Annotated in this window: 17 protein-coding genes; 5 read left to right on the forward strand and 12 right to left on the reverse strand. The window is 61.8% G+C overall.

The genetic code is table 11. The features are described 5' to 3' along the window. Window positions 1-3: 3 nt before the first annotated feature. From RCH91_RS05190 to RCH91_RS05235, 10 genes are all read right to left on the reverse strand, one after another. Window positions 4-3,735 (reverse strand): AAA family ATPase, encoded by a 3,732-nt coding sequence (locus tag RCH91_RS05190; RefSeq protein ID WP_306533514.1) that lies wholly within the window; start codon window positions 3,733-3,735, stop codon window positions 4-6. After that, complete coding sequence (locus tag RCH91_RS05195) at window positions 3,732-4,979, reverse strand: exonuclease SbcCD subunit D C-terminal domain-containing protein (protein WP_306533516.1); 1,248 nt, start codon at window positions 4,977-4,979, stop codon at window positions 3,732-3,734. The genes RCH91_RS05190 and RCH91_RS05195 overlap by 4 nt, the downstream gene beginning before the upstream one ends. Before the next feature lie 76 nt (window positions 4,980-5,055). Then, window positions 5,056-5,391 carry a TSCPD domain-containing protein gene (locus RCH91_RS05200; protein ID WP_306533518.1) on the reverse strand — a complete coding sequence of 112 codons (336 nt, stop codon included), beginning with the start codon at window positions 5,389-5,391 and terminating at the stop codon, window positions 5,056-5,058. Window positions 5,392-5,487: 96 nt separating this feature from the next. Then, entirely contained in the window at window positions 5,488-6,723 is a 1,236-nt protein-coding gene (dinB, locus tag RCH91_RS05205; RefSeq protein ID WP_306533520.1) for a DNA polymerase IV, read from the reverse strand. Window positions 6,724-6,729: 6 nt separating this feature from the next. Then, entirely contained in the window at window positions 6,730-7,335 is a 606-nt protein-coding gene (lexA, locus tag RCH91_RS05210) for a transcriptional repressor LexA (RefSeq protein WP_306533521.1), read from the reverse strand. A 401-nt stretch (window positions 7,336-7,736) separates the two neighbouring features. Further along, entirely contained in the window at window positions 7,737-8,027 is a 291-nt protein-coding gene (locus tag RCH91_RS05215; RefSeq protein WP_306533522.1) for an HU family DNA-binding protein, read from the reverse strand. Between the two features lie 267 nt (window positions 8,028-8,294). After that, complete coding sequence (locus RCH91_RS05220) at window positions 8,295-9,020, reverse strand: FadR/GntR family transcriptional regulator (RefSeq protein WP_306533523.1); 726 nt, start codon at window positions 9,018-9,020, stop codon at window positions 8,295-8,297. A gap of 74 nt (window positions 9,021-9,094) precedes the next feature. Further along, window positions 9,095-10,342 (reverse strand): (Fe-S)-binding protein, encoded by a 1,248-nt coding sequence (locus RCH91_RS05225; RefSeq protein ID WP_306533525.1) that lies wholly within the window; start codon window positions 10,340-10,342, stop codon window positions 9,095-9,097. Between the two features lie 10 nt (window positions 10,343-10,352). After that, entirely contained in the window at window positions 10,353-11,726 is a 1,374-nt protein-coding gene (locus RCH91_RS05230; protein WP_306533526.1) for an FAD-binding oxidoreductase, read from the reverse strand. A 21-nt stretch (window positions 11,727-11,747) separates the two neighbouring features. After that, entirely contained in the window at window positions 11,748-13,763 is a 2,016-nt protein-coding gene (locus tag RCH91_RS05235; protein WP_306533528.1) for an L-lactate permease, read from the reverse strand. A 187-nt stretch (window positions 13,764-13,950) separates the two neighbouring features. On the opposite strand from RCH91_RS05235, the gene RCH91_RS05240 reads away from it, so the two are divergent. The 5 genes from RCH91_RS05240 to RCH91_RS05260 all read left to right on the forward strand — a co-directional run bounded on the left by RCH91_RS05240 (window position 13,951) and on the right by RCH91_RS05260 (window position 17,740). Further along, window positions 13,951-14,454, forward strand: a complete 504-nt coding sequence (locus RCH91_RS05240; RefSeq protein WP_306533529.1) for a lactate utilization protein — start codon at window positions 13,951-13,953, stop codon at window positions 14,452-14,454. Between the two features lie 2 nt (window positions 14,455-14,456). Beyond that, a complete protein-coding gene (gene ldhH / locus RCH91_RS05245) occupies window positions 14,457-16,580 on the forward strand; it encodes an L-lactate dehydrogenase (quinone) large subunit LdhH (protein ID WP_306533530.1) in 2,124 nt (707 codons plus the stop codon). A gap of 226 nt (window positions 16,581-16,806) precedes the next feature. Beyond that, window positions 16,807-17,196: a type II toxin-antitoxin system VapC family toxin gene (locus tag RCH91_RS05250; RefSeq protein ID WP_306533531.1), complete on the forward strand. Its 390-nt coding sequence runs from the start codon at window positions 16,807-16,809 to the stop codon at window positions 17,194-17,196. Window positions 17,197-17,224: 28 nt separating this feature from the next. Then, entirely contained in the window at window positions 17,225-17,482 is a 258-nt protein-coding gene (locus tag RCH91_RS05255; protein ID WP_306533532.1) for a hypothetical protein, read from the forward strand. A gap of 15 nt (window positions 17,483-17,497) precedes the next feature. Next, window positions 17,498-17,740 carry a hypothetical protein gene (locus tag RCH91_RS05260; protein ID WP_306533533.1) on the forward strand — a complete coding sequence of 81 codons (243 nt, stop codon included), beginning with the start codon at window positions 17,498-17,500 and terminating at the stop codon, window positions 17,738-17,740. Between the two features lie 57 nt (window positions 17,741-17,797). On the opposite strand, the gene RCH91_RS05265 is transcribed toward RCH91_RS05260, so the two are convergent. Both RCH91_RS05265 and RCH91_RS05270 read right to left on the reverse strand, forming a co-directional pair. Then, the gene (locus RCH91_RS05265) at window positions 17,798-18,124 is read right to left on the reverse strand and encodes a hypothetical protein (protein ID WP_306533534.1); all 327 of its coding nucleotides are present in this window, start codon (window positions 18,122-18,124) and stop codon (window positions 17,798-17,800) included. An 82-nt stretch (window positions 18,125-18,206) separates the two neighbouring features. Continuing rightward, window positions 18,207-19,666 (reverse strand): beta-propeller fold lactonase family protein (locus RCH91_RS05270; RefSeq protein WP_306533536.1); only part of this gene is annotated, 1,460 nt, incomplete at its 5' end.

Consider the following 19,666-nt stretch of genomic DNA (forward strand, 5'->3'; position numbering starts at 1 on the left):
CAATTATGCCGCCCCCGCCACCCGCACGATGCTCCGTCCCCCGCCCCGGGGAACCACCTCTACCCGAGCGCCGATCCGCTCGGCCAGGCCGGGGACGTGGGAAATGATCCCAACCTTGCGGCCCGAGGCCTGGAGGGAGTCGAGGGTGGCCAGGGCCACTTCAAGGGTCTCCTGGTCGAGGGTGCCAAACCCTTCGTCCACAAAGAGCGACTCCACCGGTGTCATGTGGGCCGAGAGGGAGGAGAGCCCCAGGGCCAGGGCCAGGGAGACCAGGAAGCTCTCGCCGCCGGAGAGGCTGTTGACGCTTCTGACCTCGTCCCCCATATCCCGGTCCACCATCTGGAGCTCCATCTCCGCCTGGGGGACCCGCATGACCCCGTAGCGGGGGGCCAGGGAGAAGAGGTGTTCGTTGGCGTAGCCCAGGAGCACGTCGAGGGTGAGGCTCTGGGCGTAGGTGCGGAATTTTTTGCCGTCGGCCGAACCGATGAGCTCGGAGAGACCCTGCCAGAGTTCGGTGGTGGCACGCTGAACGGTGATCCGGGGGAGGATTTCAACATGTTTGCGGCGGGCGCCATCGTCGGTCTCGATGCGGTGCCGGAGCGCGAACTGTCTTTCCTCCAGCACCGAGACCTGCCGGGACCGCTCGGCTTTGACCGCCGGGAGTTCCGGCTCGGCGATACCGGGAGCGCCTGCGGCCTCATGGTCCGCCAGAACCCGGTCCCGCTCTGCCACCAGGATACGTGCATGCTGAAGTCCTTCGTCCAGGAGTCGAAGCGTTTCCCGCGTCTCTCCCAGCCAGCAGCTGCCCTGGGAAATCAGCGCCCGCAGTTCATCCTCCTCCGCGCCGCGTCGTGCCAGAGCCTCGGCGAGAGTGGCAGCAGCCATCGTCATGGCCTGTTCGCGCTCCACGATGAGCCGTCGGGCCTCCCCGACACGACCGTTCAGGTCGGCCTGACGGGAAAGAGCGGCACCGAGGGCCTTCTGGGCAGCGTCCAGAAGGCCCTCGGCAGTCTGGACCGCGCTGCGAAGCTCCTCTTCCACTTCCTGCACTGTCCGCCCCCCAAGGACGCCATGGCGCTCCTTCTGGAGCCGCTGCACAGCCTCACGATGCTGGGTCAGCTCCTCCTCTCGCTGGCGTAGCGCCGCGTCAAACCCATCGCATCGGGTCCACAGTTCGGCAAGGCGCACCTCAAGGGCCGCCGCGCGGCGGGCTGCCCCGTCACGGCGGGTGGTACAGTCGCCCCATGCGGCAACAGTCGTGGTACAGAACACCAGTAATTGGGCCGGATCTTGGCCCAATTTCGTTTCCCAGCCGTCGATCCCCGCCAGAAAGGGAGCGATGATCCCGGTGATCCGTTCGAGTTCCGTTGCGACCTGGCTTCTGGAGCGGTCCGCCGCCTCCAGCGCCTGGAGCGCCGTCCGGCGCGTTTCCTCGGCACGGGTCAGGGCCTCGGCAGTTCGTTCCCGTTCCGATCGGGCGGCTTCGAAGGCCTCCCGTGCGGCCCGCTCGGCCTGCTGTGCCTCGGTCAGCTCCCGCTCCTGTCGGCCAATGGCCTCGAGACCCTTACCCATGGTCAGGAGAATCCCCTCGACGCATCCGGTGGCCGATGGTTCGGCCACCTCAGTCGGCAGCTCCGGACAGGCGCTCTCGGCCCTGAGTCGTTCCCACCCCTCCCGGCACTGATCGAGGCGGGCCGCGGCATCCCGGGCACGCTCCTCTTCCCGCTCGGCCCGGGCGGTTGCGGCAGTCGTCGTCACCCCGGCGGCGGCGATCCGTCGATCGAGCTCCTCCTTGTCACCACGAAGCAGCGCGACCCGAGCCTCCTGCTCGCCAATAAGGGCAACGGCGGGGGGAAGCTCCCCGGCCCAGGGATGGTCGGGGGAGCCGCACAGGGGACAGGGCTCCCCAGCAACCAGGCCGGGGCGGTACTGCTCCAGATCGAGGGCGGAGCGGGCCATCCGGAGGGCCAACTCTGCCTCCGTAAGGGCTGCGTCGAGCCGGATCTTTTCGTCCGCACCCGCGCGCACCGTCTGTTCGGCAATGGCTGCCTCCTGCCGGGCCGCTGCGGCGGCAGCACCGGCGTCGGCGGCGTCCCTGGCAGCATCGGCGGCGAACCGGGCCGCGGCAAGCATCTCCCGCACGATTTCCCGGCGCACTTCAAGCGCAAGCCGGTCTTCGCGCAGTCCGGGGCCGTCGTAGAGCCGAAGGCGTTCGTCGGCCAGCGCCAATTCCTGACGGCGAACGGCGATAACTTCATCGGCAATGGCGAGACGCTCCCGTGCGTCGGCGCACGCCTGTCGGGCCATTAGCTCCACACCCGCCAGTCGGTCCTGCTCGACGCCTGTCTGTTGCAGGGCGCCGTGGGCCGCAACGTAACGCTCAAGCTCCAGCCGGCAGAGGTTCCACTCCCCGGCCAGGGGCTCCAGGTGCCGGTGTGCGTCAAGCCAGCCCCCGGCATCAGCCAGCTCTCCGGCCACCACCCCGGCCTCCTGCCGGCAGAGAGTCAGGGCCGCGGCACCATCAACATGGGCAATACGGGCCGTTGCGACGCTCTCTTCGACACTTGCCAGGCGCAGCCGCCCATCGGCGAGCCGGGTATCCAGCTCCCGGGCCCGGTCCAGGAGGGGGCGCGCTGCATCCCTCCTCTCCTCAGCCCGTTGTTTTGCTTCCCGGGCAGAGGCAACTGCTGCCTCATCCCGGGCAACCGCCTGATTGACGCCCTCCAACTGGGTGATGAGTTCATGGAGGATGCGCAATGCCTCCCCGTGCTCCCTCCTTGTCCGGTCGGCCCCTTCCAGCAGGGGCCGAAGCGGCAGGGCAGCCTCGACTGCGGAAACCTCCCGTCGAAGGGATTCCGCCGCCGCGCTGGCGGCCTCGGCCTCGGCCAGTGCTTGCCGTGCCCCATCCGCCTCCTGCCGGAGAGCTGCCCGGCGGCCGTACCATGACTCGGCCTGCTCTGCGGCCCGGAGGCGCTCCCGACAGGCTTCCAGTTCCCTGATGACCTCCGTGACCTCTCCTTCGGTTCCGCGCCGCTCCTCATCGGTAAGGATGACGATATCCCCCTGCTGGCGGAGGAGGTTGTCGAGGCGCCCTTTCTCGTCGGTCATCCGGCGAAAGGCGGCCACGGAGATCCGGCTGTAAATGCCGGTGCCGGTGATCCGCTCGAGGAGCTCGGCCCGTTCCCTTCCATCGGCCTTGAGGAAAGCGGCGAACTCCCCCTGGGCAAGGAGGACCGAGCGGCAGAACTGCTCGTAGGTGAGCCCCACCGTCTCCTGGATGAGTGTCAGGGTTTCTGTTTTGGAGCCGCCGAGGAGTTGGCCGGTGGTGAGGTTGCGAAAGGTGATGCTCTGGTTCTGGAATTTGCCGGTGGCCGACTCCCGGGCCCGGCGCACCTCCCAGCGGGCCTGGTAGCGCTGGCCGTTGCGGCCGGCAAAGACCACTTCGGCGTAGCCTGAACCGGTGCCGCGCCGCAGGAGGCTCCGCACGTCCCAGGCGGCGAGTTTGCCGCTGTCGTCGTCACCGCCGCCGATGAGCGGTCCGCCCCGCTGACTCAGCCGGGGTGTCCTGTCGTAGAGGGCCACGCAGAGGGCATCGAGAATGGTGCTCTTGCCGGAGCCGGTGGGGCCCGTGAGGGCAAAAAGCCCCGTGCCTGCCAGCGGTCCCGTTTCGAAATCGATGTGGAACTCCCCTTCGAGGCTCGCCAGGTTTTTGCCGAAAATAGAGATGATCCTCACGGCGTTACCTCCCGGGTCACGTCCTCAACCAGGGTATGGAAGGCCGCCAGGAGTTCCGGTGGCGGATCATCATCATAGGTGCTTCGGTAACGCTGGACAAAAACCTCTTCGGGGGTGAAGTCCCGGAGGCTCCGCTCCGGGGCTGCGGAGGCCAGGGGACCGGCGCTCCCCGGGTAGACGGGGGTAATCTTCATGAGGCGGATTGCCTTGCCCGCAAGGACGGCGGCGAGACGCTGCCGCAGGGACGGATCGGGACGGTCGAGGGCAACGCTCACCTCCAGATAGGGGGCAGTGGCGATGTCATTACCATTACTTTCCGGCAGGACAACCAGAAGGGGGAGGAGCTCGTCAAGGGGGAGCGCGCCCCGTGCGGGGATTCGGAGCATCTCCACGGTGCGGGGGACCCGGATCGGCTGGACGGCGGTGCAGGCTTCGCCATGAAGTTCCACAAGCACCACCTGGCTGGGGTAGTCCGCCTCCCCGAGGGAGAGGGGGATCGGAGCACCGCTGTAGCGGATGTGCGGGCGACCGCCGACGGTCTGGGGGAGATGGAGATGGCCGAGGGCCCCGTAGGCGACCCCCTCGCCGAAGAGATCGGCCGGCAGCGCGTGCTGGTTGCCGCCGAGGATCTTCCGCTCGGAAAGCTCGGAGAGGGTGCCGCCGGTCATGTAGCAGTGGCCGGTGACGATGAGGGGCTGGCCGGGCTGCCGGTGTCTGCTGGCTGCGGCAATGGCCTGGACATAGAAGCGGCGCACCCCTTCCACGAGGGGGTCCCCTTCCCCTTCCGGGACCGGCGGCAGGTCGGCCGGGCGCAGGTACGGCACTGCGGCGATCCAGGCACTGACGGCGCCACCTGCGTCGTGAAGGGGTATCACCAACTGGTCCCAGAGGACGGTGCCGTCTTCACCGTAGGGAACCCCACCCACTACCCGGATGCCGAACTCGCCCAGCACCGGGTCGGGGGCGTCGAGCCGGGCGGCCGAGTCGTGGTTCCCCCCCATTGCCACGATGGCAAGCCGGGGAAAACGGCGGCGCGCCCCGGCAAGGAAACCGTACCAGAGCCGCTGGGCGCTGGCCGGCGGGTTGGCGCTGTCGAAGATGTCGCCGCAGATCAGCAGCGCATCGGCCAGGTGTTCACCAATGGTATCCAGGAGCCAGTCCAGAAAGGACTGTTGTTCCTTCTCGCGGGAAACCTCGTGGAGAGTGTGCCCCAGGTGCCAGTCAGAAGTATGGATGATGCGCATCAGAGTAGCTCCCTCGCAGATTCGCTGCCATTGCCCGCAACAATACATACTTACCTAAGCACATAATTCTGTTTGATCAGGATTCCTCATCCTCTTTCTCCAATGCCGACTCCACTGCCAGGGCGACAGCGTCCATGCAGGTGCCCGGCCCTCGATGGCACGATATGCCCCGCAGATGGGCCACCACTTCTTCCGGTGACATGCCGGCCCGAAGTCCGCAGGAGATCATCCGCGTCATTCCGTCCATAACGGCGCTGCCGCAGCCGCCCGCCTTGCCGAAGCGGCAGAAGACCTCCACCGGCAGGCCGCTCACGGGGTCGCAATTCACCGTGACATAGAGCTTGCCGCAGTTGGTAGTAAGGGCGAGGGTTTTGCCCGGCAGGGCATGGGGTCGTTCCGATCGAGCATTCATAAGGGCACCCTTCCAGACACGGTGCGTGCAGCCTACCAACGTAATGCGACACCATGTGTCACAAAATCTTGCCAAGCTGGTAGCCTGACATTTTTTTCACTTCACGTCCACATTCCTGATCCCCTCGGGCCTCCAGGCCGGCGAGATAACGAAGGACCCCTTCTCCTCGCTGTCCAGGAGGCTGCCGAAGGTGACCGAGAAGTCGCCGTACCGGTCGTTCACCGCATCCATGGCCCCCGTTGCCAGCGCCCTGCGTCTTTCCTCGGCAAAGAGGGGCAATTGTTCCCGCTGGTAGGAGAGGTTCGTGATCCTCACCCCCAGAAGCCGCACCGGCTGCTCCAGAACGAAGGTATCGAGAATTCGCACCGCCTCCCCGTAGATCTCCTCGCTGGCGTTGGTGGGCCGTGGCCGCGTCTGCTGTCGGCCGAAGGTGGTGAAGTCCTGATAGCGGACGGTCAGATGAACCGTTTTTCCCGCCACGCCATAGCGTCGGGCCCGTCGTCCCACCATTTCGGAAAGCTGGAGGAGATACCTGAGGATTTCGTGCCGGTCGGTGATGTCCCGATCCAGGGTCGCGCTGTGGCCGACGCTCTTCACCTCCTCGGCCTCCTCATCGGGAACCACCGGAGAGTCGTCACTACCCTGCCCCATCGTCACCAGCCGCTCGCCGATCACCCCGAACCTGCGCCGGAGAATCTCCACGGGGAAGCGCCCCAGGTCGCCGCAGGTCCGGATGCCCAGAAGCGCCAACTGGCGGTGGGTCTTCCGGCCAATCCCGCAGAGGTCTTCGATGGGAACAGTCTCCAGGACTCCGGCCGTTTCTTCCGGCCTGATAATGGTCAGCCCGTCGGGCTTCTTCATTTCCGAAGCAAGCTTGGCGAGGAGTTTGTTGGGAGCAATGCCGATGGAGCAGGTAAGCCCGAAGTGGTGTCGGATCCGGGCCTTGATCAGGTGGGCGATCCGCTCCGGGGAGCCGAAGAGCCGGAGGGAGCCGGTCACATCGAGAAACGCCTCGTCGATGGAAAACGTCTCCACCAGGGGAGTGTAGTCGAGGAAAATTCTCTTGATCTGGGTGGAGATCCTGGTGTACGCGGCGTTGTTGCCAACGACGAGAATGATCGGGGGGCAGGCCCGCTTCGCCTCCCACGTGGTCATGCCTGTTTTGACGCCAAAGGCCCTGGCCTCGTAGGAAGCGGTTGTTACCACCGTGCGTCCCCTGCCGATAACTGCGATGGGCCTGTCGCGCAACTCTGGATTCGATTGCTGCTCCACCGATGCGAAGAAGGCGTTCTGGTCCACATGGAGGATGGTGCGCCCGTTCACGGGTTCCATGGCGCCTTACTCCAGAGGGCGGTAGATTCCCACCACCTTGCCGACAATGGTTACCTCCCCCTCCCCTTTGCGGACGATGATCGGTTCCAGGTTGGGGTTTTCAGGCTGGAGGCGGATGTGGTCGTTCCCCCGGTAGAAGCGCTTGAGGGTTGCCTCCCCCTCAATCATGGCCACCACAATGTCCCGGTTCTCGGCCGTGGCCTGGGGGCGGATGAGGGCCAGATCGCCATCCACGATGGCGGCATTGATCATGGAATCCCCCCTCACCCGAAGGAAGAAGGTCCCCCCCCTCACCAGTGAGCGGTCGATGGACAGATGGTCCTCGATATCCTCCATGGCCGGCTGCGGCAGACCGGCTCGAACCACCCCCACGACGGGGAGCGATGCGGTCGGGGCAGTTCTTCCGGCAAGGACGATCCCCCGGGAGCTGCCGGCATCCCGCCTGAGGTAGCCCTTGTGCTCCAGGGCGTCCAGATGCTTCATGACGCCAAGGGTACCGCTTATCTTCAGATGTCCGGCGATCTCCCTGAGGGTCGGGGGGTAGCCATTGCAGTTGACGAAACCGGCGATATAGTCCAGGACTTCCCGTTGACGGGTGGTAATCGGCTGCATGGCGCCCTCCAGGTTGCCAAATGAAATAGTTGTCTTTTGACAACCTACCACTCCAGAGGACCTCTGTCAAGGAGTGGCACTTATCCACTTTACGCAACCTTCCTGCGACCCGTCATCCAGCAACCGTAAAAGCACGGGCTCCAATGACCGGCAAAATAATCATTGACACGCAATTACAGCATGTTACAAACACTGCCTATTCATTGTGCAAGCTGAAAAAGTGCCGAAGGATACATAGGAATTCCGAAACATATCCACAGCAACGGGGCACTTATCCACACCCCCCGTGGAAAGGTTGTTTTTTCAGAATACACATATCTGTTACGGTACGGTAATACAATAAGAAGGCCCCTCGTGCATGACACGCGGGGCCTTCTTGCTGCTGTTCCTGAAGAAACAGGTTACTTCTTTTTCTTGGGGCCGGCCACGGCATCCTTGAGGGCCTTGCCCGGACGGAACTTGGGGACCTTGGAGGCCGCGATCTTGATCTCTTTGCCGGTCTGGGGGTTGCGACCGGTACGGGCCTTACGGGTGGTGACTTCAAAGCTGCCGAAACCAACCAGCGTCACTTTTTCACCCTTCTTGAGAGCAGCGGTCACTGCCTCGATCACCCCGTTGACTGCCTTGTCGGCAGCGGCCTTGGTGAGTTCTGCGGATTTTGCTACGGCGTCCACGAGTTCTGCTTTAGTCATATAGCCCTCCTGTTTATGGGATTCTACGGCTACTATAACGGCAACTGTCCATTTTGCAAGGGATTTTATGATCGTCTCTAAGCAGAATCCTTTATTTGCGCAAAGACAAGACAGGCAGACAGTGGTAACTACCTTAAATTGCTGGTTATACCTGGTGCTGCACGTTGTCGCGTTACGGCTGCACCTCCGGAGAATGCCCACAAAAAACCCGCACCAGGATAACCATGGCGCGGGTTTTTACGGAGTCTCAACCGAAGAGCGAAACTGTTACTCTCCTTTTCTGACCTGGCTCACATAGGCAATGCTCCGCTTTTCGGCAAAGGTGAGATGGGCAAGCATCGCTTCCCTGGCACGGTCTGAATCTCGGTCACGTATCGCCTCGAAAACCGCTTTGTGATGGGCAAAGAGGATTCGATGATCCTCGTCGGTGAGGTAGACTGCCCGCCAGACCCCTCGCTGAAACTCCTTCATGGCGTCGAAGATGGTCTGCATGAGGTGAAGCCAGACGACGTTGTGGGTGGCACGGGCCACCAGGATATGGAAGTTGGCGTCCATGTCTTCGGACGATTTCAGCTCTTCGAGATTCTTCTCCATGCTCCCGATGATCGTCTCAAGCTTCCGGATATCGTCGGGAAGCGCACGCTGGGCCGCATAGTAGGCGGTCCACGCTTCCATCCCCTTGCGGACCTCGATAACGTCGAGGGCACGCTCGCTTTCCGCCTTGATCAGCTCGGAGAGGGGGGAGCCGGTGGTCGTTTCGACGAGGGATTTCACTACGGTGCCGCCCCCCTGGTAGGACTCCACGAGTCCGGCAGCGGCGAGCATGTTGAGGGCCTCCCGGACGGAGGGGCGGGAGACGCCGAACATCTCGGCCAACTCCCGCTCGGGGGGGAGCTTGTCGCCGGGGGCAAATTCTCCGGCAAGAATCGAAGAACGGATCTGTTCGGAAATCTGCACCGAGATTTTCTTGGGTTTGATCGGCTTGAAATTCATGGTCCATCCGGGTGAGGTGGTAAAAAAATCCCATTATGAATACACCATATCCCCCCGGAAGGCAAACGGATTAGTTACTCCTCACCAGCAAGACTCTTGTTTAAAACCTCGGTCAGATGCATGACCCTGACCGGCGGATTGTCCTCAGCCAGGGCCTTTTTGAGCTGGATGAGGCAGCCCGGGTTGGAGGTAACGAGCACCTGGGCGCCGGTGGACTTCACGTTCTCCACCTTGCGCCGAAGCACCCGATCGGACATCCCGGGCTTCTCGATGTTGTAGGTGCCGGCGCTGCCGCAGCAGGCGTCGGCCTCGGGAAGTTCGCGGAAATCGAGCTCCGGGACAAGCTTGAGCAACCGTCGCGGCTCCTGGCGTATCCCCTGGCAATGGGCGATGTGGCACGGGTCGTGGTATGTAACCGCGAGCGGAAGCGGCCTGAGTTTCTGCTGCAACTCATCCGCGTGGGTGGCAAGGATCTGTGATATGTCTCGCACCTTGGTGCTGAAAACGGTGGCATTGCTGTCGCCATCCAGATGGTGACCGTATTTTTTCAGCTCGGCGCCGCAGCCGCCGCAGTCGGTGACGATGAAGTCCACGTCGTGGCCGCCGAAGAGATCCACGTTGAAGCGGGCCGCATCCAGAAGCCCCTGCCGGTCGGAAGCAAGAACGTTGGGTGCGCCGCAGCACTTCTGCTCCCGGGGGGTGATCACCCGGTAGCCAAGGGCCGACAGGAGCCGCACCGTGGCACGACTCGCCTCGGAGAAGACGAGGCTCATGACGCACCCCAGGAAGAAGCCGACAGTACCCCGCTCATCCCCAACCGCCGGCGTTACTTCGTCGATGGTCTGGCGCAGGGGGCGTTCGGGAAGCTCCGGCAGAAGTCCTTCCATCCGCTCGAACTGGGGGGGGAACATCTTGAGCAGCCCCAGCTTCCGGACAACCTTCTGGAGACCGCTCCGCTGGTAGGCCCGCATGGGAGCCACCGCCGTCTCGAGACGGTCCGGGTGTGGCAGGAGTCTGCGCAGGATGAGGTCCTCCATCACCGAGAGCCCCTTCCCTTCCTTCTGCTCACACCGGAAATCGGCAACCATCTCGCCGGCGTTCACGCCGCTGGGACAGGCCGACGCGCATGCCTGGCAGTCGAGGCAGAGGGAGAGGTATTCCAGGAGCCGCTCGCTCACCTCCAGGTCGCCTTCCGACAGCTTCCGCATAAGGGCCACCCTCCCCCGGGGAGAGGCGGTCTCCAGAAACGTCTCCTTGTAGGTGGGACAGGCGGGGAGGCACATGCCGCAGCGCATGCAGTTGATCAGTTTGACGTAGTCCATGGGGCTCCCCCTAGAATACCTTGCCGGGATTCAATATCCCCGCCGGGTCAAAGGCCTGCTTGATCCCCCGCATCACCTTGAGCCCCGGCTCCCCCACGAGACGCGGCAGATACTTCTTCTTGGCGAGGCCGACCCCGTGTTCGCCGGTGATGGTCCCCCCCATGGCGATGGCAGCGTCGAAGATCTCCTCGAAGGCCCGGTGGGCCCGGCCGATTTCGTCCTTGTCCCGCTCGTCGGTGAGACAAGTGGGGTGAAGATTGCCGTCGCCGGCGTGGCCGAAGGTGCCTATGGTGAGGTTGTATTTCTGTGCTGTTTCCTGGATGAGCGTGACCATGGGGGCGATGCAGCTGCGGGGGACAGTGGCGTCTTCCAGGATGGTGGTCGGCTTCATCCGGGCCAGGGACGACAGCGCCACCCGGCGTGCGGTGGCGAGCTTCAGGGCCTCGTCGGCATCGGCGGCTGTCTGGAAGGAGGAACAGCAGTGCTCCGCGCAGATCCGCCTGACCTCGGCGGCCTCCTCCTCAACCTGGGCGGGGTGTCCGTCCACCTCAATGAGGAGCACCGCATCCACATCGAGGGGAAGCCCCACCTTCGCGTACTCTTCGATGCACCGGATCGTGACCCGGTCCATGAATTCGAGGGTGGCGGGAATCACCTTGGCGGAGATGATGTGGGAAACAGCCAGAGCCGCCTGTTCCAGCTCCGGGAAGTGGGCGAGCATGGTCTTCTTGGTGCGGGGCTTGGGAATAAGCTTTACGGTGATCTCCGTGAAGAGTCCCAGGGTCCCCTCGGAGGAGACAAGGAGCTGATTCAGGTTGTAGCCCGCCACATCCTTCACCACCTTACCGCCGGTCCTGAGGAGGGTTCCGTCGGGGAGCGCCGTACGGAGCCCCATGACGTAATCGGCCGTGACGCCGTACTTGAGGCCGCGAAGTCCTCCGGCATTCTCGGCCACGTTCCCCCCCATGGTTGAGATGTTCATGCTGCCGGGGTCCGGGGGATAGAAGAGCCCCTTGGCCTCCACCGCACGATGAAGGGTGCTGGTAATGACACCCGGCTGAACGGTGGCGGTCAGGTTCTCCTCGTCGATCTCCACGATGCCGTTCAGACGGCTCGTCTGGATGACGATCCCCTCGGGGCGGCCCAGGGAGCCGCCGGAGAGGTTGGTTCCCGACCCTCGGGGGGTCACCGGCACCCCTTCCCGGTGGCACAGGGCCATAACCCGGCAGATCTCCTCCTCCCGGGCCGGCACCACCACGGCACCGGGGCGGCTTTCATGCTCGGGGGTCGAATCATAGCCGTAGCAGGCGAGACTCTCCCGGTCGATGAGGGTATATTCGGCGCCAACGATGGCAGCCAGTTCCTTGACAAAGCTTTTTTTCATGGCGTTACCTCCGGTCTGTCCCTACGGAATCATCCACGGCACGACGTATGCCTGGAGATAGACGATGATCCCCACGATAATGGTCAGGAAGATGGAGTGCTTCAGGGTGAACCGGAACAGGGTCCCCTCCTCTCCCACCATGCCGGTGGCGGCGGTGGCCACGGCCAGGGACTGGGGCGAGATCATCTTCCCCATGACGCCTCCGCTTGTGTTGGCAGCGCCGGTCAGGATCGGGCTGATCCCCAACTGCTCGGCGGTGGCCTTCTGAAGGCCCCCAAAGAGGACGTTGGACGAGGTATCGGAACCGGTGAGGAAGACGCCGAGCCAACCAAGGACGGGGGCGAGGAAGGGAAACCAGTGACCGGTCTTGGTGAAAATGAGGCCGAGGCAGTTGGTCATGCCGGAGGCGTTCATGACGTAGGCGAGGCCGAGCACTGACGCGACGGTGAGGGCCGGGTAGCGCATATCAAAGAGGGTTTTGCCGAGGATTTTGAGCGTATCTCCCATCCCGACCCCGCAGAGCAGAGCGGAGAGGAAAGCGGCAATGAGTATGGCGGTGCCGGCGGCTGACATGAAGTTGAACTTGTACTTGGCGGCAACCTTGGCTGGAAGTTGGTCGGCCAGAACTTTGTCGAGGGGCTTGAACTGGTCTTTGGCAAGGGACGGCAACGGAGCATTTGCAGCCAGAGCAACACCGGAAGCGACCGAAGATCCACCCACCGCCGCACTGCTACCCTGCAAGGCTTCCTTGGCAAGTTTTTGCAGGTCATCTTTCTTCTTGGCTACCGCGTCGAAGGCCTTTAGCCGCTCTGGGGTCAGCACCGCTTCTGTGCCGACAAGGGCCTGCTCGATGTCAAGAAGCTGTGCCTCGGCCCCCTTCAACTCCTGAAGTTTCACAGTCAGGGCGGCCAGCTTCGGGTCCGCCGGCGAAAGGATCGCCAGTTGCCTGTCGATCTCCTCAGTGACCTTGACGAGTTTTTTTATCCCCGCCTCAGGGTTCGAGACCTTCTTTACAATGGCATTGTGGAGACCGGCCACCGGGATTTCAACGGTGCTCTTGTCGAGGGACGTCTTAATGGAGGGGATGCCCCAGAGCAGCACCATGACGGTAAGTGCCAGATAGGGGGTCCACGCGCGGACAACCTCCCCCGTTGTATAGTCGTGCTGCTCCTTGCCGGCAAAATCGGGCTCGTGATCGAAGGTCCAGACCGTCTTTGGTTGCCAGACGCGGAGCAGGAGCACAAGGGTAACGATGGAGAGAAGCGACGCAGTAACATCGGGGAGATAGGGGCCGAGGTAGCTGGCTGTCGCCCACTGGGCAACGGCAAAGGTCACCCCGCAGACCACGATGGCCGGCAGGACCTCGATGGTCTTCTTCCAGCCAACCATGATCATGATGACGTAGAACGGGATGAATACCGAGATGAAGGGGAGCTGGCGACCAACCATGGTAGAGAGTTTCATCATGCCGTCATCGCCGTACCCCATGACTCCGGCCAATGCAACCACCGGGATGCCGATGGCGCCGAAGGCGACGGGGGCAGTATTGGCCACCAGGCAGACGCCAGCGGCATACAGAGGGCGAAATCCGAGCCCCACCAGGGTCGCACCCGCAATAGCTACCGGCGTTCCGAAACCAGCGGCTCCCTCGATGAAGGCTCCGAAACAGAAGGCGATCAGCAGAGCCTGGAGCCGACGGTCACCAGTGACACCCGCCAGCGAAGCGCGGATAATCTCGAACTGCCCCCCCTTCACCGTGATGTTGTAGAGAAAGAGTGTCGTGATAACAATGTAGAAGACCGGAAAGAGGCCGAAGCCCGCCCCCTGGAGGGTGGCAAGCCCGGCAAGCTTCGCCGGCATTCCCCAGACGCCGACGGCAAGGGTCACGGCGGAGCCGACGGCGAGAAGTCCTGCCTTGTGGGCCTTCATCCGGAGAAGGGCAAGACAGATAAAGATGACGACGAGGGGAACGGCGGCGACCAGGGCCGAAAGTCCGAGACTCCCTCCGACCGGGGTGTAGGTCTGGATCCATGGCATACAGAGACTCCTTTCGCTGCTGACGCTGTAAATAAAATGCAGTTTTAGCTTGTTGTCTTACCAATTATCAAATTGCCAATTTTATGTCAACCCGATTTTTTATTTTCATGCAAATTGCCTTGACACAATGCTTTAGCTTCAACTATCCTCAAAACATCAGTTGGTATTACATGTTTAGAGGTGCCCCATGGTCGAGCAGTTTACAGCGGCTGCCGAGGCGGTCGGTGCAGAGGTAAAACGCTTTCCCACCCTGAACGAAGCCATTGCCGCGATTCAATCTCATGCCGCCGGCAGATCAGTTGCGGCATCCGCACTACCCGCCAGCGTGAGCGGCGCCCTCGAAGGGCTTTCCTTCGTTCCCGCCGGCGCCATGGAAACGGCGGAGATTGGTATCAGCTTCGCCCAAGCCGGCATTGCCCAGACCGGCACCCTTCTCCTGGCGCTCGCAGACCCCGTCGACCGCAGCGCCACCGCCCTCCCCCCTGTCCATGCGGTGCTACTCAAAGCCTCAACCATCGTGCCCGAACTCTCAGCCCTGGGCCCAACCCTGAGCACGCTCCTCTCTTCGGCCAACGCGGCCTACCTCTCCCTCATCACCGGACCGAGCCGAACGGCGGACATCGAGCGGGTCCTCACCATCGGCGTCCACGGGCCGAAGGAACTCCATATCCTTATCCTGGAGGGTGAATAGCCATGGCGAAGAAAGAAATAAGCCAGAAGATCAACGACGCGTTTCTCCGCCGGGCCCTGAAAAACTTCGCGGCTGCCTACCCGGTGGCCCGGGCCAAGGCGTTCGAAGGGATTGATTTTGAGGAACTGCGGGAAAGAATTTCCGCATTCAAGCAGGAGGGACTGAAGAAGCTGCCGGAACTGGTGCGGCAGTTCACCGCCAGCGCCGAGAAGGCCGGCGCCACGGTCCACCTCTGCAGCACACCGGAGGAGGCGAACCGGACCATCCACGATATCATCAAGGGAAAAGGGGCAGATTTTCTCGTCAAGTCAAAGGCAATGACCTCGGAGGAGATCGAACTGAACCACTACCTGGAGGAGCGGGGGATCCGCTGCCTCGAAACCGACCTGGGAGAGTGGATCATCCAGCTGGCCGGCGAACGCCCCTCCCACATGGTCATGCCGGCCATTCACAAGAACCGTGACGACGTGGCGGAGCTCTTCTCCCGGGCAACCGGCAGGGAGTGCCCGCCGGACATCCCCCAGCTCGTCCAGCTTGCCCGTGAAACCCTGCGCAGCGGCTTCCTCACCGGCCAGGTGGGGCTCTCCGGCGCCAACGTTGCCATGGCCGACACGGGCGCCATCGGCATCATCACCAACGAGGGTAACGGCCGCCTCGTCACCACCCTCCCCCGCACCCACATCGCCCTCATCGGAGTCGAGAAGATCGTCCCGGGCCTGAACGAGGCCCTCGACGTGATCAACATCCTGCCGAAAAACGCCACGGGCCAGAAGATCACCTCCTACGTTTCCTTCATCAAGGGGCCCACCGGCGGCGAGGGGCGCGAGCTCCATATCGTGCTCTTGGATAACGGACGCCTCAGGCTGGCCGCCGATGCCGATTTCAGCGAGGCGCTCAAGTGCGTCAAATGCGGCGCCTGCGCCAATGTCTGCCCCATCTACGAAATCGTGGGGGGGCACGTCTTCGGCCACATCTACGTGGGGGGGATCGGCCTGGTTCTCACCCCCTTTTTCCACGGTTTCGACAAGGCGGAGGAAATCCTCAAGCTCTGCATCGGCTGCAGGAAGTGCAACGAGGTCTGCGCCTCGAAGATCGACATCGAGGGGCTCATCGTGGATCTCCGGGACAAAATCAGAAAACCGGTGGGGCAGAAGTTCCTCTTCGGCACTCTCATGAAGAACCGGAAACTCTTCCATGCAACGCTGCGGGCCGCCTACATCGCCCAGAAGCCATTCCAGGGGGACGGGGGGCGCATCCGTCACCTGCCGCTCATCCTGAACCGTGAGACCGCCAACCGCTCCCTTCCCCCCATCGCCGAAAAACCATTCCGTGACCTGGTCCTGGAAACATCCAAGTCTCCAGTGCCGAGTTCCCAGCCCCGAGAGAAAGTCCTCTTCTATTCTGGATGTCTGGCCGATTTCGTCTATCCGGAAATGTGCCAGGACACGGTGAAGAGCCTGGAAGCCCTGGGCTACCAGGTGTTGTTCCCTCAGGAACAGACCTGCTGCGGCATCCCGGCCCGCTATTCGGGAGAGATGGACGTTGCACGGGATATGGCCAAGATCAACACCGACGTGCTTCTAAAGGAAGAGGCCGACTACGTGGTGACCATCTGCCCCACCTGCACCATGTCGCTGCGGCACGACTTCCCCAAGCTCCTCTCAGCTGAGCCCGCCTGGCAGGAAAAGGCCGAGCGGCTGGCCGCCAAGACCTTCAACTTCTCCGAGCTGGCGGCGCGGAAGGCAGGGACCAAGGACCAGGGACCGGGGACCGGTAAAGGCGAGAGGCTGACCGTCACCTACCACGACGCCTGCCACTTGAAGCGGGGGTGCGGAGTGCACGAGGAGCCGCGGAGGGTGCTTAGGGAACTGGTGGGGGTAGAAATTATCGAAATGGCCGACTGCGACAAGTGCTGCGGGTTCGGCGGCTCCTACTCCATCAAATACCCCGAGATCTCCCAGGAGGTCCTGAAAAACAAGATGGAGAACATCGTCGCCACGGGAGCCCGTACCGTGGCGGTCGACTGTCCCGGCTGCAAGCTCCAGATCGAGGGGGGGCTGGAGGCGGCCGGTACCGGCATCACTGTGGAGCACTCCGCCACCCTACTGGCGCGGCGTCTGAAATAGAGCGAACAATATCCTCAAGCACGAACAGCCATGCGTGCTCCTTTCTCAGCCGGGGACTTCCCCGGCTTTTTTGTATTGGTCGCGGGAAATGCCTCTCTTCCATTCACCGGTCTGCTCCCGATTCCCCCCAAGGCCATGAGTTTATAGTTGACTGTTACAAATTTGATTGCATAATGACTTCATTGAATGCAGTCATTATGCTGCCAGCAACAGCGAGGGAGACTTTGTGAAGCGCATCATCATCGATACAAATTATTTCGCCGCCTTCAAGAAAAACGATGCCGCAGCCGTCAACCTTCTGAGACGGGCCGACTACATTGCTGTTAATACAGTCATTCTCGGTGAACTTCTTGCCGGATTTCGGTGCGGAAGCAAGGAAAAGCAGAACCGATGGGAACTGGACCAGTTTCTTGATTCGCCGCGGGTCGAAATCATCTCCGTCGATGAAGAAACATCAGAGTTTTATACGCAGGTATTCTACGAACTGAAACAGAAGGGGCGCCCCATACCGTCAAACGACCTGTGGCTGGCTGCTTCCGCATTGCAGCACGGCCTTGCGCTCGCAACCTATGATGGCCACTTCAGCCATATCAGCGGCCTCCTGCTGGCGCATTGACTTTAAGTACAAAGGAGTACGGGTACCCATGGCAACCATAACTTTGCGCGGTGTAGATGAAAGGATTGCCAATACCCTCAAAGAGAAAGCAAAGAAGGAGGGTATCAGCGTCAACACTCTCATGCTCAAGCTTCTCAAGGAGGCGTTGGGAATGGAGAAAAGGAAACGGAGCGTGGTCTACGACGACCTGGACCATTTGGCCGGCACCTGGAGCGCGGCCGATGCGGCCGAATTCGAGCAGGCAACTGCCGTGTTTGAAAAAGTGGATGAGGAGATGTGGAAGTAATCTGAGGTGGCCTTGGTGCCAAGGAAAGAGAAGCTTACACACAAGTTCAAAAACGGAGACGGCTCCGAGATCGTCACCACGGTGTCGGTCGAGCACTGGCAGAGGGGCGGGAAGAGCGGATTCGGTTTTTCGGCCGGCCGAGGGGATGACTTCATTAGTGTCCCCATCGGTCAGGACCAGGTTGCCCGCTTCCTCCATGCCGGGGAATTCCTGCGGTTTCTGTCGACCCGCCAGCAGTGGGTTGAGGCGGTGGTGTGATGTCTTGTCAAGTGGCAGGCCAAATCCACGTCTATTATGCGTGGATTTGGCCGTCAGTTAATTATCGCCGCTCCTCCAACGAATTGTCAGTTGCATCAGCCCGTTGGGGGGTTTTACATAGAGCGGCGTCTCATCGAAGCCAACGACCGTTTCTGCCTTCCCTACTACCGTGCCGTCCTTTCCCACTGGCTGGATCACCACCCGCTTTCCCTCCCGCCGGGCGGTGAGGTTTACTCTACCAAGCCCCTCGACCTGAAGGGATCCCAGTTTCGTAACCCCTGTAACCTCTTCGGCTCTCAGGGGAGAGTTCAGGGTCATCGCGTCCACGGCCCAGGTGGGAACGGCTGTGAACAGTAAGAGAATCATAGCCTTCAGTAAGTTCATGGTTTTCACGAGTGAGATAATCGCCACGGCTGGCCGATGGAATTGCTACGCAAGGCCTGCCGGAGCATGAAGAATGTGCCGGCTATGGCACTACCATTGGTGTAAACGCCACCCACACTGGAGACCCGCCGACCGGGACTGTAGCCACTACGGTATTGGTCGCCGTCGCGATTACCGAGACGATGTTGTAGCCAGCATTCGCCACATAGACGAATTTCCCATCCGGTGTGACCGACAGGGCCAACGGGTGCCCCCCAAGTGGAACAGTGGCCACCACTGCATTGGTTGCCGTCGCAATCACCTCGACTGTGTGATAGTTAAGACCGGCAGCAAACGCGTTATTCGTCACGTACGCGAAAACCCCATTCGGGCTGATAGCCGCTCCGGCAGGATTCGCATACCCGCTCCAAGGGAGACCGACGCCACCCACGAGGGTATTAGTCGCCGTCGCTATTACTGCGACATAGCGTTGATTCCAGCCCGATCCAGTAATCGTCACGTAGGCGAAGGCTCCATCCGGTCTTATCGCCACTCCCCATGGGTTTGGCCCAACCGGGACGGTAGCCACCACAGTGTTGGCCGCTGTCGCGATCACTGAGACTGTGTTGGAGCCGTAGTTCGCAATATAGGCGAAGGTCCCATCAGACGTGATGGCTACGCTAGCGGGATTAGCCCCGACCGGGACAGTGGCTACTATGGTGTTGGTCGCCGTCGTGATTACTGACACGGTGTTGGAGCCATAGTTCGTTACGTAGACAAAGGCCCCATTCGGTGTGATAGTCACTCCCCACGGGTTCAACCCAACCGGCACGGTGGCTGCCACGGTGTTGGTCGCTGTCGCGATCACCGAGACTGTGTTCGAGCTGTAGTTTGCAACATAGGCGAAGGCCCCATCAGGTGTTATGGCCACGCCGACGGGATTTGCCCCGACCGGGACGGTGGCTACCACTGTGTTGGTCGCTGTCGCGATTATCGAGACGGTATTGGAGCCATAATTTGTCACGTAGGCAAACTGGGCGGGGCTGATGTTGAACGGCATCTTGGCGGTTCCGCCCAGGGTGGTCAACCCCAGGGTGGTAGCACCCGTGGCTGCTTGCGGGGCTATCGTAATAATGGCCGTAACGCTCGTATCGCTCCGACTGATAATAGAGCCACTCACACCGGGGTTATCCGAGACAACGGCATTGACCGTGGCGAGATTGGTTCCGGTAAAGGTTACGTTGAACGTGCTCCCCTGAACGGCGCACGTCTGGCTCATCTGGGTTAGGCCAGGAGCAGTGAAATTCACGGAGCCGATGGTAAGTTGGACAAAATTGAAATTAACCTGTCCACCATTCTCTCCACCCCACGCTACACTGTAGATAGCTCTGGATCCGCCCTCTACAGCAGCGTTATAAATGAGATCAGCCTTGTTCTGGATGCGCTTGATACCATCGACATAAAGGTCGGACAATTGAGTATTCGGATTGTAAACGAGTTGATATGTGTGGTAACCACTGCCTGAACCCTCCAGGGTAAAGGTTGCGCCCGGGGCCACGAGCG

The organism is Geobacter sp., from assembly GCF_030834625.1.
GTDB lineage: Bacteria > Desulfobacterota > Desulfuromonadia > Geobacterales > Geobacteraceae > Geobacter.

What these genes read in the sequence shown, in the direction of transcription:
- RCH91_RS05195 (WP_306533516.1), bottom strand. Translation starts at nt 4,979, where the DNA reads ATGCGCATCATCCATACTTCTGACTGGCACCTGGGGCACACTCTCCAC.
- RCH91_RS05200 (WP_306533518.1), bottom strand. Translation starts at nt 5,391, where the DNA reads ATGAATGCTCGATCGGAACGACCCCATGCCCTGCCGGGCAAAACCCTC.
- dinB (WP_306533520.1), bottom strand. Translation starts at nt 6,723, where the DNA reads ATGGAACCCGTGAACGGGCGCACCATCCTCCATGTGGACCAGAACGCC.
- lexA (WP_306533521.1), bottom strand. Translation starts at nt 7,335, where the DNA reads ATGCAGCCGATTACCACCCGTCAACGGGAAGTCCTGGACTATATCGCC.
- RCH91_RS05215 (WP_306533522.1), bottom strand. Translation starts at nt 8,027, where the DNA reads ATGACTAAAGCAGAACTCGTGGACGCCGTAGCAAAATCCGCAGAACTC.
- RCH91_RS05220 (WP_306533523.1), bottom strand. Translation starts at nt 9,020, where the DNA reads ATGAATTTCAAGCCGATCAAACCCAAGAAAATCTCGGTGCAGATTTCC.
- RCH91_RS05225 (WP_306533525.1), bottom strand. Translation starts at nt 10,342, where the DNA reads ATGGACTACGTCAAACTGATCAACTGCATGCGCTGCGGCATGTGCCTC.
- RCH91_RS05230 (WP_306533526.1), bottom strand. Translation starts at nt 11,726, where the DNA reads ATGAAAAAAAGCTTTGTCAAGGAACTGGCTGCCATCGTTGGCGCCGAA.
- RCH91_RS05235 (WP_306533528.1), bottom strand. Translation starts at nt 13,763, where the DNA reads ATGCCATGGATCCAGACCTACACCCCGGTCGGAGGGAGTCTCGGACTT.
- RCH91_RS05240 (WP_306533529.1), top strand. Translation starts at nt 13,951, where the DNA reads ATGGTCGAGCAGTTTACAGCGGCTGCCGAGGCGGTCGGTGCAGAGGTA.
- ldhH (WP_306533530.1), top strand. Translation starts at nt 14,457, where the DNA reads ATGGCGAAGAAAGAAATAAGCCAGAAGATCAACGACGCGTTTCTCCGC.
- RCH91_RS05255 (WP_306533532.1), top strand. Translation starts at nt 17,225, where the DNA reads ATGGCAACCATAACTTTGCGCGGTGTAGATGAAAGGATTGCCAATACC.
- RCH91_RS05265 (WP_306533534.1), bottom strand. Translation starts at nt 18,124, where the DNA reads ATGAACTTACTGAAGGCTATGATTCTCTTACTGTTCACAGCCGTTCCC.